The sequence below is a fragment of the Ottowia flava genome (assembly GCF_008017535.1).
Classification (GTDB): Bacteria; Pseudomonadota; Gammaproteobacteria; order Burkholderiales; family Burkholderiaceae_C; genus Ottowia; species Ottowia flava.
Window position 1 is genome coordinate 23,073 of sequence record NZ_VRUA01000020.1, and the last position, 18,367, is coordinate 41,439.

The following is an 18,367-nucleotide window of genomic DNA, read 5'->3' on the forward strand; positions in this document are numbered from 1 at the left end:
AGGCATCAATCCGGCATGCCCGAGAATAGCGCATGCGTTTTAGACCCGAACCGCAGGTGCCACCCGATCAGGCCGGACGCACCGGCATCCTGCTTTGCAATCTGGGCACGCCCGATGCGGCCACGCCCGCCGCCACGCGGCGCTATCTGGCCGAATTCCTGAGCGACCCGCGCGTGGTGGAAATTCCTCCTCTGGCCTGGAAGCCGCTGCTGCACGGCGTGATCCTGCGCACCCGGCCCAAGCAGTCGGCCGCCAAGTACCAGAGCGTGTGGTTGCCCGAAGGCTCGCCGTTGATGGTGTGGAGCCGCAAGCAGGCGACCATGCTGCGCGGCTACCTGGGTGAGCGCGGTCACGCCGTCAGCGTGCGCTTGGCCATGCGGTATGGCAACCCGTCGATCGCGTCGCAGCTGGACGAGCTGAAGGCGCGCGGTTGCACTCGCGTGCTGGTGGTGCCGCTGTACCCGCAGTATTCCGGCACGACCACGGCCAGCGTGGTGGACGCCGTGGCCGACTGGGCGCGCGGCGCGCGCCACGTGCCGGCGTTGCGCTTCATCGACCGCTTCTACGACGACCCGGGCTACATCCGGGCCCTGACGCGGGTCATCCACCAGCATTGGCAGTCGCACGGCCGACCGAACAAGCTGGTGATGAGCTTCCACGGCGTGCCTGAGCGCACGGTGAAGTTGGGCGACCCGTACTATGCCGAATGCGTCGAGACCGCGCGCCTGCTGGCCGAGCGCCTGGCGCTGAAGGACAGCGAATGGGTGCTGAGCTTCCAGTCGCGCTTTGGCAAGGCGAAATGGGTGGGGCCATCGACGCACGACACCTTGGTCGAACTGGGCGCGGCCGGGGCCGAGCGCGTGGACGTCGTCTGCCCCGGCTTCGTCGCCGACTGTCTGGAGACGCTGGAAGAGATCGCCATGGAAGGCCGCGACACCTTTGTGTGTGCAGGCGGCAAGCAGTTGCAGTACATCCCGGCGCTGAACGACAACCCGGTCTGGCTCGCCGCGCTGGCCGAACTGGTGCAGGAACACCTGCAGGGCTGGCCAACGCGCGGGCATGCGAGGGGCGCCGGAGGATGACGAGGCGGCTCCGTTGGCGATTATTCGCTATTAATAGAGTAGCTGCCCGCGCTGATGGTTGTAGGGCTGCAGGCTGATTCGATAGAAAATGGGATGTCCTGGTCGCTCGGCCTGCAGTTCAGTTCAACCATTCGCCAGGGGCCCGGCTCAGGCCAGCGCGTCGTGCCTGGCCTTGGCCAGAAAGCCATCGATCAGCGCAAGTTGGCCCGGAACGTTCAGCGCCGGTGCGTGGCCGCAGCCGGCGATCTCTTCCCATTGCAGCAGGCCGCGCGCGCCCGGGCCGCGGTGCGTCATTTCTTCGGCCGTGTCTTTCAGCACCAGGTCGGATTCGACGCCGCGCAGCAGCAGCACCGGGATCTGCAGTACGTCATAGTGGTGCCACAGCAGGTAGTCATCGGGGTAGTGGATGAACTGGCCGACGATGGCCGGGTCGTAATGCGTGGTGACGCGGCCGTCCGGCAGGCGGCGCGTGCTGGTTTCGGCCATGCGGCGCCACTGCGCGTCCGTCAACACGCCGTAGGGCTTGTAGGCGGTGCGCAGAAAGCCTTCGAGTTCGGTCACTGTGGCGAAGGCGGGCGGCTGACCGGCGTAGGCCTTGATCCGCTCCAGCGCCGGCGCGGCGAGCTGCGGCGCGTTGTCGTTGAGCGTCAGGCTTTGGATGCGGGCCTTCATCGTCGGCTCGAAATAGCCGCTGGCACACACGGTGCCGATGGCGCCGCCCATCGACGTGCCAATCCAGTGGCAGCGCTCGACGCCCAGCTGGTCCAGCAGCTCGCGCGCCAGCCGGGCGTAAAAGGCCAGGCAGTACTCGTCCTTGGCATTGGCCGCCCACTGGCTGAGGCCGCGCCCAATGGTGTCCGGACAGACCACGCGCCAACCCTGCGCCGACAGGTGCGCGGCCAGCTCATCCATGTCGCGCCCCGTGCGCGCCAGGCCGTGCCAGGCGATGATCACCGGCGCATCGCGCTCGCCCCAATCCATGGTGTGGATTTCTCGGCCAGCGCAGGTGAGGTAGTGTGACGAGGGGGACATGATCAGAGAGCGAAATAGGATGGACGAACGGCTACTTCAGGAGTTTTCCGTCCCGGCTGAGAACCGTGACCTCGACCAGGCGCGAGCCGACACGCTGGGTGGGTGAATAGCTGAACGTGACGCCGCCCAGGTCCAGGTTCTGCAGCGATTCCAGGGCCTGAATCACTTTGGCCCGCGTCGGCGCGGGGCCGGCACGCTGCAGTGCCTCGACCAGCACCTTGGCGCCGAGAAACTCCTCGAAGCTGGTGTAGTTGATCTCGGCGCCGGGACTGTGTTTGCGCAGCAGCGTCTGGTATTCGCGCACGACGGGCAGCTGCTGGCTGTAGGGGTAGGGCACAACTTGGCTGATGCCCAAGCCATGGACCGCCTGCTGCCCCGCCAGTTGCACCAGCTCTGCGGGATTGACTACCGAGATGTTGAACAGTTGGGCCCCTCCGCCTGCGGCGCGGTAGCCCTTGGCGAAGCTGGCAGCAGGCTTGTTGACCGCGACCATGATGATCGCGCGCACGTCGGCCGACCGCATCGTGCGAACGGCCTGGTCAACCTGATCGGTGTTGCGCTCGTAGCTGGCTGAGGAGACCAGCGACAGTTTGCGCTTGGCCAGCGCCGCTTTGACGCCCGCCAGCCCGGATTCGCCGAAGCCGTCGTTCTGGTAGACGACGCCAATGCGGTCCATGCCCAGGGTGAGCAGGTGCTCAACCATGTGCTCGGTCTCGTCGGCGTAGCTGGCGCGGATATGGAAGATCCACGGGTTGAAGGGCTGCCGCAGTGGCTCGCCACCGGTGTAGGGTGCGATCAAGGCGACGCCCGCTTGCTGGAGCACGTTCTGGTTCAGCAATTCAGCGATGTTGGCGGTGCCGGCAAAACCGATCAATGCCAGCAAGTCCGGACGTTGGACCAGCTCGCGCGTGCGCTGCACGGTGTCGAGCACCTTGTAGCCATCGTCAAGCACCACGTGGCGGATTTTTGCCCCATGCACGCCGCCGCGGGCGTTGACCTCGTCGAACCAGATCTTGGGGCCGAGCGCCATCTGCGCGCCGGTGCTGGCGAGGACGCCTGTGAGGGGGCGACCTGACCCACCACCAGCTCGGCCGCCAGCGCAGGCGGGCGGAGCGCCGCAGCGGCGGACAGCGAGGCCGCGAACACCGCGTGGCGCCAGCTTTTCATCCAGAAACGCATGAGATTCCTTGAACGGACCACCCGGGCGTGGATGTGGGCCACGCCCGGGCTGGGCCTCAGTCGGGGATGAAGACCGTGTTGGCGTTCAACATGTTGATGGCGTCGGCGGCAGCGGGGCGTGCGGCGATCGCGGGCACCTGGGCGGCCGTGATCGGGTCGGCCTTGCCGGGCGTGCCGCTGCGCGGCGTGGTGCGCACGACCTGGCTGGGCGGCAGGGCCTTGCCGGTCTTGAGCTTGTCGTACACCGCGTCCAACGCCCGGTTCAGGTACAGGTGCAGCGGGACGAAGCGGGTGTCGTAGCCGGGCAGCACGGCGGGCAGGCCGATGAAGCCGTCAAAATGCTGAGCGTTGGTCACTTCGATGTAGCTCAGCTGGCTGGCCTGGCCTTCGACGCGCTGGTTGAGCGCGTAATACGGGCGCGAGGTGTGGTTGACCGGCAGCAGCGCGTCGCTGCGGCCATGCACGATCAGGGTCGGCTTGCCGCGCAGGTTGCCGTTGCGCTGGGTTTCCGCCATGCCGGTTTGCAGGCGCGCGGCCCAGGCATCGCCGCCCGTGACCAGTTCGCGCAGGCACAGCGCGCCGTCCAGGTTCCAGTCGAATTTACCGGTCTGGGTCAGGCTGAAAAAATCGCGCGCCGGCCCTTGCGCGGCGCGGTTGTTGACCAGGTTCACACCGGCCGATGGTGGCACGCCATTGCCGACCGCGGCCATGCTGGCCAGCGCGGCGGGGGCCAACTGGGTCACGCCACCGGTGGCGACCGTGGCGGCATAGCTGAAGCCGCACAGGTTGTCGCTGACGCGGGCGCGTGCCAGGGCGTTGGCGAAGGTCGTGGCGACGGCGGGGGCGATCTCGAAGGCGGCGTGCGACGGCGACAGCTCCAGCGACTCGGGCTCCCAGCCGTAGTTCATCAGCAGCTGCAGCGCCTCCTCGGCTTGCGTGGCGGTGGTGCTGCTTTGCAGCAGCCCTTCGTCGTGCAGGGCGGCGCAGCGCCCGCTGGCGATGGGCGCTGCCTTGGCGTCAAAGGACGCTGCAAATGCGGCGCCGAAAGGCGCAGCGGCGACCGATGGCGCCAGCGAGGCACAGGCCTGGAAGAGATTGGCGTAGGTGGTGAAATCGATCAGGTTGCGACCCACGGTGGGCACGAGGCGGTTGCCGCGCCGCACGTTGACGCGTGCATCGCTGGGCACCTCAATCGCCGGCTCTGACACCGCCACGCCGTCGATCAGGCCTTCGGTGTCGAGCTCGGCGGCGGCGATGGCGGCGCCGCCGCCGTTGGACACGCTGGAGGCGATCACCAGCGTGTTGCGAGGCCCGAAGCTGGCCAGACGCCGGCCTTCCTTGTCGACTTCGCCGAAGCGGTCGTTGATCGCATACAGCGCCAGCCGAACCGCGTCGAGCGTGTGGTGGCCCCAATCCTTCTCGGGGTTTTGGCCCGAATGCGCGTGCTTGAAGGCGTAGCGGTCTGGCGTCGCCGCGTTGAACGCAGCGCGCTCCGCCGCGGAAAGCCCGGCGTTGAACTGCGCCTGGTTGCCGGCCGCTGCCGCGCTGGTGCGGGTACCGTCAACCAGGGGCACGGTGTCGTTCATCAGGTCGTGCGGCGCGCCGCCCGTGCCCTTGTCGGTGTAGGCCACGGCGCAGCCGCGCTTGAGGCCCCATTCGCCCGTCGAGATGGCCCCGTACACGCCGCGCGAGCCCGATGAGGTGGCGGTGACGATGCAGGGGTTCTTGGGGTCGAAGCTGTCCGGCACCTGCGCCATCAGCGTCACGTTCTGGCGGCCGCTGCCATCGTCGCGCAGGGCGATGTATTCGGCGCCCGGGACCTTGCCGCTGCCGCTGGTCACGGCGCCGGTGGCCGACACGCTGGGGCCGTAGAGCGAGCCGTAGCCGCCACCGGTGGTGGTGTCGACGATGCCGCGGTAGCTCAGGTAGATAGCCATGCGGCGCAACTCGGCCGCCGTGGGCTGCAGCGCGTTGGCGATGGCCGGTGCCGTGTCTGACTGCAGGCCGCTGGCGCCGAGGCCAGCGGTTAGCAGGTCGTCGCTGGCGCCATCGTAGTGCTTCACGCTCGTGCTGCCGACGCCGGCCGGCAGGCGGTTGAGGGCTTCCTGCGGGCCGTTGTCGTCACCGCCGCCGCAAGCGCTCAGGGCGCAAACGCTGACGACGGCCAGGGCGAAGGGGTTGAGTCTCAAACGCATGGCATGTCTCCTAGGGGGTCTGGGGGGCCGGGGTTGAAACCTTGCGCGTCAGGTTGCGCGCCTCGGTGCGGGCGCGCAGCTTACCGACCACGCCGGTGGGGAAGTAGTAGACCGAGAGGACGAACAGCAGGCCCATCCACAGCAGCCAGCGGTCGGGTGAGAGCAGGGCGGACACCACCGGCACGCCGGCTGTGGCCTCGCTGCCCAGACGCAGCAGATCCTGCAAATAGCTCTGCGCCACCACGAACAGCACCGAGCCGATGAGCGCGCCGTACATCGTGCCCATGCCGCCGATCACCACGATCAGCAGCACGTCCATCATGATCTCGAACGACAGCGAAGTGTCCGGCCCGTTGTAGCGCAGCCAGATCGCCAGCATGCAACCGGCCAGCGTGGCGAACAGCGCCGAGATCACGCTGGACAGCGTGCGGTACACCACCACGCGGTAGCCGATGGCCTCGGCCCGGAACTCGTTCTCGCGGATCGCCTGCAGCACGCGGCCGAAGGGCGAGTTGACGATGCGCAGCAGCGCCAGAAACAGCACGACCGCGACCACGAACAACCCGTAGTACGTGATGATCTTGCCGTCGATCAGCACGCCGAAGACCTCGGTCTCGAACGGCTCGAAGCTGGGCATCAGCACCTCGGGCAGCTTGAAAGTGAGGCCGTCCTCACCGCCCGTCCAGTCCGACAGCTGCGACGCCAGCGTCTGGAACGCCGCCGCCACCGCCAGCGTGATCATCGCGAAGAAGATCGCCCGCACCCTCAGTGAAAACAAGCCCACCGCCAGCGAGAGCAGCAGCGACAGCACCAGCGCGCCCAGCACCCCCACCGCGATGGCGCCCCAGGTCGGCCCCATGCGCGTGGTGGCGATCGCGATGCCGTACGCCCCGATGCCAAAGAACATCGTGTGCGCAAAACTGACGATGCCCGTGTAGCCCAGCAGCAGATCAAACGCCGCCACCAGCACGATGAAGATCAGGATCTTGGCCGCCACGTTCAGCGCCTTCACCCCCGGAAACAAAAACGGCGCCAGCGCCAGCCCGATCACGATGGCCAGCAGGATCACCGTCAGCAGCCGGTTGCGCGGCAAGTCGTTGGAAAAGAGGCGGCTCAGCATGTTCAAGACGAAATCAAGCGCTAGCCCGCACTGAATCTGCGCGGCCAGCTATCAAATAAGAAGTCAACGTGCAATGCGAAGCAAGCGCCGGTATTGCACCAAGACACAGCGCCACGGCCAAGCGCAACGTCCGCGCAAGCCCAGCCACCGCCCGCACACCCCGGAGCGAACGGCCGCGGAGCAGGCCAATCCAGCGAACGCGGTTGCCGGACCTGCGCCGGCAACTCGCGTTGTCCCCCCTCCCGAAGCGCGCAGCGCGCAGAGAGAGGGGGGAAGGCGCGAAGCGACTCAGGGGGGAGTTCATCATCCCGGGGGAGTTCATCGATTCGCGACCGGATACACACCCTGCGGCCGCCACAGCAGCACCGCCACCATCAGCGCGATGTTTGAAAACAGCGCCACCTTCGGCGCCAGAAAGCCGGTGTAGTTGGCCATCAGCCCTACCAGCAGCGCGCCGATCAGCGCGCCCGTGGTGCTGCCCAGGCCGCCGATGATGATGACGATGAAGATCAGGATGTTGACCTGCGCGCCCATCTGCGGCACCACGTTCTGCTGGTACAGGCCCCACATCACGCCGCCCAGACCCGCCAGCGCGCTGCCGACCACGAACACGCCCACGAACAGGCGGCGGATGCGGTAGCCGAGCGACTCGACCATCTCGCGGTCCTGCACACCGGCGCGGATCAAGAGACCCACCTTGGTGCGCGACAGCGTCCAGGCCAGCGCGCCGAACACGATGGCGCCCACCACCACGGCGACCACGCGGTACTTTTCCACCGCCGCATCGCCGATCAGCCACGAGCCCTGCATGCCCGTGGGCAGCGGCAGCGGGATCTGCTGCGGCCCCCAGATCACCTTGATCAGCTCTTCGCCGATGATCATGCCGCCCATGGTGATCAGGATCTGCTTCAGATGCTGGCCGTACACCGGGCGCACGATGAAGCGCTCGAACGCCAGGCCCACCGCACCTGCGACCGCCATGGCGATCACCATGGCCGGCAGCACGGCCATTAGGTTGCGCCACAGGTTGGCGCTTTGGGTGTAGTCGCCCATCGCGCCCAGCACGCTGGTGGCGACAAATGCGCCCAACGCGATGAACACGCCATGGCCGAAGTTCAGCACGTCCATCAGTCCGAACACCAGCGTCAGGCCCGAGGCGATGATGAAGATGATCATGCCCATGGCCAGGCCCGCCACGGTGAGCGTCAGCCAGGTGGAGGGAGAGCCGATCAGCGGCAGCGCCACCAGCGCCAGCACGGGCACCAGCAGCAGCGGTGGGTAGTCGATGTCCAGTTTCATGAAGATGTTCAACGTGCTATCGGTGTGATAGCTGCCTGCGCAGGTGGTTGTAGCGCCAACGCATGATTGGGCTTGGAATTCATCACAGCGACAACCCCAGCAGGCGCTGCTGCAGCGCCGTGTCTTCGGCCAGCGCCTGCATGCTACCGGCGTGCACCACGCGACCATCGTCCATCACGGCCACGCGGTCGCCCAGGCGTTTGGCAAAGTGGATGTTCTGCTCCACCAGCAGGATCGTCACCCCGCTGGCCTTGAGCTGCTGAAACGCCGCGATCATGTTGTTGATGATGGCGGGCGCCAGGCCCTTGCTGGGCTCGTCCACGATCAGCAGGTCGCGCGGCTCGACGATGGCGCGGCTGACGGCCAGCATCTGCTTTTGCCCGCCCGACAGCTTGCCGGCCGGATGGTTCCAGAACTTCTCGACCGCTGGGAACAACTGGAAGATCCATTGCAGGCGGGTTTGGTCGATCTGTGCCGCCGTGCGTGCCTGCCGCGCCGCCAGCACCATGTTCTCCTTCACCGTCAGGTCGGCAAAGATGCCCATGTTCTCGGGCACGTAGGCGATGTTCAGCTGCGCGATCTGCGGCGTGTGCTTCTTCGTGATGTCCTGGCCGTTGAAGCTGATGCGCCCCTGGCTGGCCTGCCACAGGCCCATGATGGTGCGCAGCGTGGTGGTCTTGCCCGCGCCGTTGCGGCCCAGCAGCATGGTGAGCTGCCCGCGCGGCACCTGCAGGTCCACGCCATGCAGGATGTGGTACGCGCCGATGTGGGTGTGCACGCCTTCCAGGCTGAGCAGAACATCACTCATGCGGGTTCCTTGTCTTCGCTCCTTCCCCCGGATGGGGGAAGGTCGGGATGGGGGAGAGCGTCAGTGCCGCCTAAAGCGTCCTCGGGCGTTAGCCCGAGGTACGCTTCCTGGACGACCGGCGAGGCGATGACTTCCGCCGGGTCGCCATCCGCCACCAGCGTGCCGTTGGTCAGCACGATGATGCGGTCGGCCAGTTCGCGCACCACGTCCATCTTGTGTTCGACCAGCAGGATGGTCTTGGTCTTGTCTTTCTTCAATTCACGGATCAGGTTCAGGATGACCGGCGCCTCGTCGTGGCTCATGCCGGCGGTCGGCTCGTCGAACATGTAAACCTGCGGATCGAGCGCCATCAGCAGCGCCACTTCAAGCTTGCGCTGGTCGCCGTGCGGCAAGCTGGCCACGGGCATGTGCTGCTTGTCGGCCATCGACACGGAGTCCAGGATCTCAAGCGCGCGCTGCGTCAGGCGGCGGTGGTCGCTCCAGATGCTGGTCAGGTTGAGCCCACGGCGGTGCGGGCCGTCCAGCGTGGCCTGCACGGCCAGGCGCACGTTCTCGAGCACCGGCAGGTTGGGAAACAGGTTGGTCAGCTGAAACGCCCGGCCCAGGCCAGCGCGCGTGCGGGCCGATGGCGACAGGCCCGACAGGTCCTGATCGCCCAGCCGCACGCTGCCCGCACTGGCCTTGAGCTGGCCCGAAATCAGGTTGAAGTACGTGGTCTTGCCCGCGCCGTTGGGGCCCACGATGGCCGTCAGCGTGCCCGGCTGAAACGCGCAAGTCACCGCGTTGACGGCCACATGGCCGCCAAAGCGAATCGTCAGGTCTTGGGTGGCCAGCATGTCGCCAAGGACTCCAATTTCAAACAAAAACCGCTGTCAGCACTAGAGCCATCTGCGCAAGCAGCTATCAAAAACATAGAAAACCACTGCGCTAACCCATGAGCGACAACTCCGCCCGATGAGCGCGCCTCACCCCAGCAGCCACCGGGCAAGGGCCGCCCCGCCGCGCCGGTGGCGTCCCCCTTCCCGATTCGCCGCGCGAATCGAGAGAAGGGGGAAGCGGCGTCAGCCGCTCAGGGGGGATGTTCAACGCTTATTCCGGATGGGCACCTGCATCTCTTCGGGCTTGATCTCGCGCACCAGCTCCGGCACGCCCCAGGCGAAGGCTGGGTCGTTCTTGATCTTGAAGTGGTACATGCTCTGCATGGCCTGATGGTCTTCCTTGCGGAAAGTCATCTTGCCCTTGGGCGTGTCAAAGCTCATGCCTTCCATGGTCTTGATGAGCTTGTTGGTGTTGGTGTCGCCGCCCGTCGCTTTCAGCGCGGTGACGATCGCCATGGCGGCCGAGAAACCGCCGGCGGTGAAGAAGTCCGGCGGCGCCTTGCTCTGCTTGTAGTTCATGGCGACCATGGCGTCGTTCACCGGGTTCTTCGGGATGCCGAAGTAGTAGTACGTCGCGCCTTCCATGCCGGGGAAGTTCTTGTACGCGGCCATGGCCGGCAGGATGTTGCCGCCGGTGAACACCTCGATGTTGTAGCGCTTCTTCAGGTCCGCCGCGGCCAGCGCGTTGAACGGCGGCACGCCGCCGGCCCAGATCACTTCCACCGCCTTGCGGCCGGGCTTGTCTTTCAGCGCATCGACCACGCGCTGGATGCCGGCGGTGAAGTCGGTGGTGTTCTGCGGCAAGTACTCCTCGTGCACGATCTTGGCGTGCTTGAGTGCGTCCTTGAACGCCTTCACGCCGTCGCGGCCAAAGGCGTAGTCCTGGGCCAGCGTGACGATGGAGACGCCGTCCTTGTCCATCGCGGCGGCGTTGCTAATGGCGTCCTGGCTGCTGTTGCGACCGGTGCGGAAGATGTACTTGTTCCACTTGTCGCCGGTGATCGAATCGGCCACGGCCGGCTCCACCAGCAGGATCTTCTTGTATTCCTCGGCCACCGGCAGCATGGCCAGCGCCACGCCCGACGAGGTGGGCCCCACGGCCAGATCGACCTTGTCATCGGCGTACGACGCGGCCAGCAGGCTCTTGCCCAAGTCGGGCTTGCCCTGGTCGTCTTTCTCGATCACGCGAATCTTCTTGCCGTTCACCGCCATCGTGCCGCCAGTGGCGTACTCCAGGCCCATCATCAGGCCGGCGGCCGTCTGCTTGCCGTAGGCCTCCAGCGGGCCGGTCTTGCTGTAGATGTGCGCGATCTTGATTTCCGACTGGGCCAGCGCGGGCGAGCCGATGACGGCGGCCAGGGTGGCCAGGGCGATAAGGTGGCGGCGTTGCATGGGCGATCTCCTCGGGGCGTGATCAAAGTGGACTTGCTTCAAGGGAGTGCATATCCCGTGCCAGCTGCTAAGTGCTTGAAATCACTGGGGTTGCCCAGTTGGCAACGTAGGAATGTCTAAAAAACAGTCAATTTATATGTGCAAAAAACATTCAAATGATTGAAATACAGGCAGGGTTTACACCGAGGATGGCTGTTCGTCTACCGGGCGTCGCGATGACTTTCCAGCCCGTCTTGATCGACCCATCGTGCACGTTTTCCCGCGCGCCGGGCGCAGCCGAGCTGCATGGGGAGCCTTACGCCCCGCCTTCCAGGGCCTTCGGCGCGCCATTGCCAATGCGCTCATACAGCGTCGCGCGCGAGATGCCCAAGAGGCGCGAAGTCGCCAGCTTGTTGCCACCCGTTGACGCCATCGCCGCGGCGATGGCGCGCTGCTCCAGCTCGGCCACCTGTTCGGCCAGCGGGCGCAGCAGCGCGCCGGCGTCCGGGGGCGGCGCTTCGGGCGGCAGCGCGGGCTGCACATGGCTCAGGCCCGACTGGCGCAGCAGGGCTTCCATCTCCTCGGCGTCGATGCGGTCGGCGTCGGCGCGCAGCGCGGCCTGTTCCAGCACGTTGCGCAGCTCGCGGATGTTGCCGCGCCAGCGCTGGGCCGTCAGCAGGGCCAGCGCGCCTTCGCTCAGCTCGGGTGGCGGGCTGCCGCGCAGCGCCATGTCCTCGCCCAGCACCTCCACCAGTGCGGGGATGTCGCTGCGCCGTTCGCGCAGCGGCGGCACGCGCACCGGCAGCACGTTCAGGCGGTAGTACAGGTCTTCGCGGAACTGGCCGCTTTGCACCAGCGCCTGCAGATCGCGGCTAGTGGCGGCGATTACGCGCGCGTCAAAGCGCACCAGTTCGTTGCTGCCCAGCGGCTCGGCCTCGCCGTCCTGCAGCGCGCGCAGCAGCTTGGCCTGCAGGCCGGGCGGCATGTCGCCGATCTCGTCCAGAAACAGCGTGCCGCCGTCGGCCAGCTTGAACTTGCCGACGCGGCCCTTGCGCTCGGCGCCGGTGTAGGCACCGGGGGCGACGCCGAAGAACTCGGCCTCCAGCAGCGTGTCGGGCACGGCCGCGATGTTGACGCTGACCAGCGGCCCACTGGCGCGCGCCGACGCGCCGTGAATGGCGTGCGCCAGCAGCTCCTTGCCTGTGCCGGTTTCGCCCAGCAGCAGCACCGGGCTGCTCGACTGCGCGGCCCGGCGCGCCTGGCGCTTGACCTCGGCCGCGGCCGGACTGGTGCCGATGAAGCTCGCAAAACTGTAGCGGGCCGCGCGCGTCCCATGGGCGCTGGGGGGCGATTTCTTGGCCAATTCGCGGCGCGCGTCGTCCAGCTCCTGCTGCAACTGGGCGAACTTGGCGATCAGCGGCTGCAGGTTGGTCGTGGGCTGGTCGAACAGCACGATGCCCAGCACGCCGATCACCTCGCCCGCGTCGTCGCGCAGCGGGATGCGGCTGACCACAAAGGTGCCCGCGCGGTTGTGCAGCAGGTCGATCAGGATCGGCTTGCCGCTTTCCAGCACCTGGTGCATCTGCGTGTTCTGCACCACCGACGACACCGGGTGGCCGACAAAGTCTTCCTCGCGCGGGAAGCCCAGCGCAGGCAGAAAGCGCCGGTACTGGTCGTTGATCCAGACCACGCGCGCGTCGCGGTCGACCAGCAGCATGCCCTCGCTGGCGCTGGCGAACAGGTCGAACATGGAGCGCGCGGCTAGCTCCAGAATGCTGGCGGCGTCGCGCGGCAGGGACGAAGCGGCGGACGGGGCAGGCGAGGAGGGCGCAGGCATGGCCGCATGGTAGCGCCGCGTGACGCTCGACCGACCGGCGCGCCCCGGCCAGGCCAGATCAAATTAAATCCGGGTAAATTAATAAACCCGGGTAAAATATTCTGCATGCCCACATCCGCTTCCTCTTCCTACACCGCGTTCGCCGGCGACCGCCGGGTCGCGCGCGGCAGCTACGCCGAGATCGCCTTGGCGCTTGCCGCGCAAGCCCCGCACGGCGGGCCGGTGCTGGTCTTTGACGACGCGACCGGCGCCCCGGTCGATGCCCCCCACGCGCCCGAACAGGCCGCGCGCCTGGCCGCCATGCGCGCAGCGCAGCCCAGCAACGCGACCGCGGGGCGCAGCGCTGCTCCCGATGCCGCACTGCCGCGCCCCGGCGCCGGGCGCCCGCGTTTGGGCGTGGTCGCGCGCGAAGTCACGCTGCTGCCGCGCCACTGGGACTGGCTGGCCAGCCAGCGCGGCGGAGCGTCCGCGGCTTTGCGGCGTCTGGTCGACCAAGCACGGCGCCAAAGCGAATCGGCCGATCAGCGACGCGCTGCGGGCGAGCGCAGCTACAAGTTCATGAGCGCCATCGCCGGCCACCTGCCCGGGTTTGAAGAGGCCGCGCGCGCCCTGTTCGCCGCCGACGGGCCCGCCTTCGGGCGGTGCATCGCGAACTGGCCGCGCGATGTGCGGGCGCATTTGCACGAGCTGACCGAGGGCGCGCTGGACACGCCGCCCGAGCCACCAGCGGCCACGCCGCGCCGCGCCAGCTCGGCGACCTCACCCAAGAAATCCCCCCAGTTGGCCAAGGCGCCCCAGCCCTCGCCCACACGCAAAGGGGCCTCCGCATGAGCGCCCGTCCCGCCATGGGCGCTGCCGGCGCCGCGGGGCGCCCGCTGTGGCGCACCTACCTGGCCTTTCTCGGCCCGATGGTGCTGGCCAACATCCTGCAGTCGCTGTCGGGCAGCGTGAACGCGGTCTACATCGGCCAGATGCTGGGCACGCCCGCGCTGGCCGCGGTGGCCGGCATGTTCCCGGTGGTGTTCTTCTTCATCGCGCTGATCATCGGTGTGGGCGCTGGCGCGTCGGTGCTGATCGGTCAGGCCTGGGGCGCGCGCGAGCCGCACAAGGTCAAGGCCATCGCCGGCACCGCGCTCGGTTTGGGCGCGGCCATCGGCCTGTTGGCCGCTGTGCTGGGTGAGCTGTTTGCCGCGCCCGCGCTCGCCGCGCTGGGCACCGCGCCGGAGCTGCTGCCCAACGCCGTGGCCTACGCCCGCGTGATGATGCTCAGCATGCCGCTGTTGCTGGTCTTCATCCTCAGCACGCAGCTGTTGCGCGGCGTGGGCGACACGGTCACGCCGCTGTTCGCGCTGTGCCTGTCCACCAGTGTTGGCCTGCTGCTGACGCCGGCGCTGATCCGCGGCTGGGGCGGCTTGCCCAAGCTGGGCGTGGTCAGTGCCGCCGTCGCAGGCTGGGTGTCGTTTGCGGTGGCGCTGGGCTTCTTGTGGGTCTACCTGCGGCGCAAAAAACACCCGCTGGCGCCCGATGCCGAACTCGGCCGCGCGCTGCGCCCCAACCCGGCGCTGCTGAAAGCCGTGCTGCGCATCGGCGTGCCCACGGGCGTGCAGATGGTGACGATTGCGATGGCCGAACTCGCCATCCTGGGCCTGGTCAACCATTACGGCGCCGACGCCACGGCCGCCTACGGCGCGGTCAACCAGATCGTCAACTACGTGCAGTTCCCGGCGCTGTCGATCGCCATCACCGCGTCCATCCTCGGCGCGCAGGCGATCGGCGCGGGCCGGGCGGAACGCCTGGGCGCCATCGTGCGCACCGGCCTGCTGCTCAACCTCGTGCTCACCGGCGCGCTGGTGCTGATCGGCTACGTGCTGGCGAATTGGCTGCTGGGTTTCTTCTTGACCGAGCCGCGCGTGCTGCACATGGCGGCTTCGCTGCTGCACGTGATGCTGTGGGCCAGCGTGGTGTTTGGCATGCAGGCGGTGGTGGCGGGCGTCATGCGCGCCAGCGGCACTGTGTGGGTGCCCACGGCGATCAGCGTGGGCTGTATCTTGCTGGTGCAGCTGCCGGCGGCCAACCTGCTGTCAGAACGCTTTGGGCTGTCCGGCGTGTGGATGTCCTACCCGGTGGTGTTCTGCACCATGCTGGTGTTGCAAAGTGCGTTCTACCTGCTGGTGTGGCGCTACCGGAAGATCGAGCGGCTGGTGTGATGCCGGTGGCCCTCGGCGAAGGCATTTGCATGAAATGGGCCCCTGGCCCTACAGCGACTTGCGCGGGCAGCTAGGTTATCCATAGCATAAAGGGGCCGTGGTCGGCCCTTTTTTTAAACAGCGCCCGCCGCCCGCTGTTTACGCAGCGCGCTTCTTCAGCACCCGCGGCAGCACCAGCACGGCGGCGATGACGATCAGCAGCACGATCGACACCGGGCGGTCGATGAACACCGTCCATTTGTTTTCGCCAATGGACATGGCGTTGCGCAGCTGCGCTTCGGCCAGCGGGCCCAGGATCATGCCGACCACGACCGGTGCGGTGGGGAAGTCGAAGCGCCGCATCACCACGCCGATGGCGCCGATGACGTAGAGCAGGAACAGGTCGAACGTGCTCTGGCGCATGCCGTAGGCGCCGACGGTGGCGAAGATCAGGATGCCGGCGTACAGCTGCGGCTTGGGGATCTTCAGCAGCTTGACCCACATGCCGACCAGCGGCAGGTTCAGCACCAGCAGCATCAGGTTGCCGATGTAGAGCGACGCGATCAGCGCCCACACCAGCGCAGCACTCGTGGCAAACAGCTGCGGCCCGGGCTGGATGCCGTAGTTCTGGAACGCGCCCAGCAGGATGGCGGTGGTGTTGCTGGTGGGGATGCCCAGCGTCAGCAGCGGGATGAGGGCGGTGGTCACGGTGGCGTTGTTGGCCGCTTCGGGGCCGGCCACGCCTTCGATGGCGCCGGTGGTGCCGAATTCGGCCTGGTCTTCGCCCTTGGCCAGCTTTTTCTCGGTCGCGTAGCTGAGGAAGGTGGGGATTTCCGTGCCACCCGCGGGGATGCAACCAAACGGCGCGCCAATCGCTGTGCCGCGCAGCCAGGCCGGGATGCTGCGGCGCCAGTCGCGGCGGTCCATGTGCACGCGGCTGAGCTTGTTCTGCGTCTCCTTGACCTTGCCTTCGAACAGCACGGCGTGCAGCACCTCGGCCACGGCGAACAGGCCGACCGCGACCAGCACGATCTCGATGCCGTCCAGAAACTCGGGCTTGCCGCCGGTGTAGCGCGGCTGGCCGCTGATCTGGTCCATGCCGATCAGGCCGACGGCGAGGCCGATGAACAGGGCGGTGAGCCCGCGCACCGTGCTCTTGCCCAGCACCGCGCTGACGGTGGTGAAGGCCAGCACCATCAGCAGGAAGTATTCCGGCGGGCCGAGCTTGACGGCGTAGTCCGCCACCACGGGCGCGAACAGCGTGACGACCACCGTGGCGATGGAGCCGGCCACGAACGAGCCGATCGCCGCCGTGGCCAGCGCCTGGCCGGCGCGCCCGCTCTTGGCCATCTTGTTGCCTTCCATGGCCGTGACCATGCTGGCGGTTTCGCCCGGCGTGTTCAGCAGGATGGAGGTGGTCGAGCCGCCGTACATCGCGCCGTAGTAGATGCCGGCAAAGAAGATCATCGACGCGGTGATGTCCACCTTGGCCGTGATCGGCAGCAGCATGGCCACCGTGGTCGCGGGGCCGATGCCCGGCAGCACGCCCACGGCGGTGCCCAGCGCGCAGCCGAACAGCGCCCACAGCAGGTTGGCCAGCGTGAAGGCTGTGCCAAAGCCTTGCAGCAAAAGGTTAAAGGTGTCCATCACAGCCACCCCGTGTTGGTCAGGCCCGGCAGGTTGATGGCCAGGAACTGGCCGAACAGCCAGTACACCGGCGCGGCGATGGCGATGCCGGTCAGCGCGTCGACGACCCAGGTGTTGTGCGGCTTGCCGAAGGCGCGCTTGAGGCCCTGCACCGCCAGCACGTAGCTCAGCGCGCAGCCGAGGATGAAGCCCAGCCAGGGCAGCAGCGCCGCGTTCAGCAGCAGCCCGGCCGACACCCAGACGAAGCCGATCCAGTCGGGCCGCTCGTCGCCGGGCACTTCCTCCATCTCGCGGTAGCCGCCGGTGCGCGCATGCCACAGCAGCACACCCCCGCAGACCATCAGCGCGACGGCCACCACCCAGGGCAGAAAGTTGGCGCCGACGCCGCCGTAGCCGGCTTCGGACGGAATGCCGACCGCGCCCCAGGCCATGGCCGCGCCGACGGCGATGATGGCGGCGCTGACCAGCGTCTCCCACATCAGCGTCTGGCGCGACGGGTGCGCAGGCGGCGGGTGGTCGGGCCGCATGTCCAGCGGCAGGTTGGGTTGCGGGCTGCTCATGGGCTTGTCTCCTGCAGGCGAAGGCGGGCCGGGTGCCGCGCCATCCTTCGCTGATGACTCATGTTTTTATAGCTGGCCGCGCAGGTGGCTGTAGGGCCAGAGCCGGAAAAGGCTTGAATCAGCTGATCATGCCCGACTTGGCCATGATGGCGCGCAGGCTGGCGAATTCGCTGTCGACGAACTTGCTGAACTCGTCGCCGGTCATCACGGCGGGCGTCCAGTCGTTCTTCTTGAGCGCTTCCTGCCACGACGCGGACTTGGTGGTGGCGACCAGCGCGTCGATCAGGCCCTTGCGCTGCGCCGGGGTGATACCGGGGCCGCCGAACACGCCGCGCCAGTTGCCGATCTCGACGTTGATGCCTTGCTCCTTCAGCGTCGGGATGTCCTTCTCGCTGGCCAGGCGTTGGCCGCTGGTGACGGCGACGGCCTTCATCTTGCCGCTCTTGATGTATTCGGCGAACTCGCTCATGCCCGAGCCACCCACGGTGACGTTGCCACCCAGGATGGCCGCCGTCGCCTCGCCGCCGCCACGGAAGGCGACGTAGTTGATCTTCGCCGGGTCCACGCCGGCTTCACGCGCGATCATGGCCGCGGCGATGTGTTCGGTCGCGCCGCGCGACCCGCCGCCCCACTTCACGCTGCCCGGGTCTTTCTTGAGCTGGGCGACCACGTCGGCCATGGTCTTGAAGGGCGAATTGGCGGGCAGGACGAACACGTTGTATTCGGTCGTCAGGCGCGCCAGCGGCGTGGCCTGCATCAGGTTCAACGGCGACTTGGATGTGATCAGCCCGCCCAACATCACCGCGCCCATCACCATCAGCTGGTTGGGGTCACCCTTGGCACCGGCCAGGAACGGCGCCAGGCCCAGCGCGCCGGCGGCGCCGCCCTTGTTGTCGTAGGTGACGGTGCCGGCCTGCTTGGCGTCCAGCATGGCCTTGCCCAAGGCGCGGCCAGTGGTGTCCCAGCCGCCACCCGGGTTGGCGGGGATCAGCATCTTGAGGTTGGCACCGGCCTGCGCCCAGGCGGCAGGCAGGGCGCCGGTGGCGGCCAGGGCGGCCAGGGATTTGAGGAAGGTGTCTCGACGCATGGCAATCTGTCCTTGGTGAAGATGACGCCATGATGAAAGTGCGGGCTGTCATTTGGCTGTCCGGCGCCTCGGGACTTACCCCTAGG

General features: G+C 67.4%; 15 protein-coding genes. 3 read left to right on the forward strand and 12 right to left on the reverse strand.

All coding sequences use genetic code 11. From position 1 onward, the window contains the following. The first annotated feature begins 32 nt into the window (after positions 1-32). On the forward strand, positions 33-1,082 hold the full coding sequence (gene hemH, locus FVQ98_RS16345) for a ferrochelatase (RefSeq protein ID WP_147914523.1): 1,050 nt from the start codon (positions 33-35) through the stop codon (positions 1,080-1,082). 147 nt (positions 1,083-1,229) lie between these two features. Here hemH and FVQ98_RS16350 read toward each other — a convergent pair whose 3' ends face one another. The 9 genes from FVQ98_RS16350 to FVQ98_RS16390 all read right to left on the reverse strand — a co-directional run bounded on the left by FVQ98_RS16350 (position 1,230) and on the right by FVQ98_RS16390 (position 12,801). Then, positions 1,230-2,114, reverse strand: coding sequence for an alpha/beta fold hydrolase (locus FVQ98_RS16350; RefSeq protein ID WP_147914524.1), 885 nt, complete (start codon positions 2,112-2,114; stop codon positions 1,230-1,232). Positions 2,115-2,145: 31 nt separating this feature from the next. Beyond that, positions 2,146-3,144, reverse strand: coding sequence for an ABC transporter substrate-binding protein (locus FVQ98_RS16355; protein ID WP_370512975.1), 999 nt, complete (start codon positions 3,142-3,144; stop codon positions 2,146-2,148). 205 nt (positions 3,145-3,349) lie between these two features. After that, positions 3,350-5,488, reverse strand: coding sequence for a 3-hydroxybutyrate oligomer hydrolase family protein (locus tag FVQ98_RS16360; RefSeq protein WP_147914525.1), 2,139 nt, complete (start codon positions 5,486-5,488; stop codon positions 3,350-3,352). A gap of 10 nt (positions 5,489-5,498) precedes the next feature. Continuing rightward, the gene (locus FVQ98_RS16365) at positions 5,499-6,608 is read right to left on the reverse strand and encodes a branched-chain amino acid ABC transporter permease (protein ID WP_147914526.1); all 1,110 of its coding nucleotides are present in this window, start codon (positions 6,606-6,608) and stop codon (positions 5,499-5,501) included. A gap of 318 nt (positions 6,609-6,926) precedes the next feature. Next, positions 6,927-7,907: a branched-chain amino acid ABC transporter permease gene (locus tag FVQ98_RS16370; RefSeq protein WP_187265770.1), complete on the reverse strand. Its 981-nt coding sequence runs from the start codon at positions 7,905-7,907 to the stop codon at positions 6,927-6,929. 82 nt (positions 7,908-7,989) lie between these two features. Continuing rightward, on the reverse strand, positions 7,990-8,715 hold the full coding sequence (locus FVQ98_RS16375) for an ABC transporter ATP-binding protein (RefSeq protein WP_147914528.1): 726 nt from the start codon (positions 8,713-8,715) through the stop codon (positions 7,990-7,992). Beyond that, positions 8,712-9,551 carry an ABC transporter ATP-binding protein gene (locus tag FVQ98_RS16380; protein WP_147914529.1) on the reverse strand — a complete coding sequence of 280 codons (840 nt, stop codon included), beginning with the start codon at positions 9,549-9,551 and terminating at the stop codon, positions 8,712-8,714. The genes FVQ98_RS16375 and FVQ98_RS16380 overlap by 4 nt, the downstream gene beginning before the upstream one ends. 246 nt (positions 9,552-9,797) lie before the next feature. Next, positions 9,798-10,985, reverse strand: a complete 1,188-nt coding sequence (locus tag FVQ98_RS16385) for a substrate-binding domain-containing protein (protein WP_147914530.1) — start codon at positions 10,983-10,985, stop codon at positions 9,798-9,800. 295 nt (positions 10,986-11,280) lie between these two features. Further along, positions 11,281-12,801, reverse strand: a complete 1,521-nt coding sequence (locus FVQ98_RS16390; protein ID WP_147914531.1) for a sigma-54 interaction domain-containing protein — start codon at positions 12,799-12,801, stop codon at positions 11,281-11,283. A gap of 105 nt (positions 12,802-12,906) precedes the next feature. On the opposite strand from FVQ98_RS16390, the gene FVQ98_RS16395 reads away from it, so the two are divergent. Next, on the forward strand, positions 12,907-13,632 hold the full coding sequence (locus FVQ98_RS16395) for a DUF2239 family protein (RefSeq protein WP_147914532.1): 726 nt from the start codon (positions 12,907-12,909) through the stop codon (positions 13,630-13,632). Then, on the forward strand, positions 13,629-15,008 hold the full coding sequence (locus FVQ98_RS16400; protein WP_222707616.1) for an MATE family efflux transporter: 1,380 nt from the start codon (positions 13,629-13,631) through the stop codon (positions 15,006-15,008). The genes FVQ98_RS16395 and FVQ98_RS16400 overlap by 4 nt, the downstream gene beginning before the upstream one ends. 138 nt (positions 15,009-15,146) lie before the next feature. Here the strand turns inward: FVQ98_RS16400 and FVQ98_RS16405 are convergent, their stop codons facing one another. From FVQ98_RS16405 to FVQ98_RS16415, 3 genes are all read right to left on the reverse strand, one after another. Further along, positions 15,147-16,634 (reverse strand): tripartite tricarboxylate transporter permease, encoded by a 1,488-nt coding sequence (locus FVQ98_RS16405; RefSeq protein ID WP_147914533.1) that lies wholly within the window; start codon positions 16,632-16,634, stop codon positions 15,147-15,149. Continuing rightward, positions 16,634-17,194 carry a tripartite tricarboxylate transporter TctB family protein gene (locus tag FVQ98_RS16410; protein ID WP_370512976.1) on the reverse strand — a complete coding sequence of 187 codons (561 nt, stop codon included), beginning with the start codon at positions 17,192-17,194 and terminating at the stop codon, positions 16,634-16,636. Before FVQ98_RS16410 ends, FVQ98_RS16405 begins: the two co-directional genes overlap by 1 nt. A gap of 118 nt (positions 17,195-17,312) precedes the next feature. Then, entirely contained in the window at positions 17,313-18,281 is a 969-nt protein-coding gene (locus FVQ98_RS16415; protein ID WP_147914534.1) for a Bug family tripartite tricarboxylate transporter substrate binding protein, read from the reverse strand. Positions 18,282-18,367: the final 86 nt, after the last annotated feature.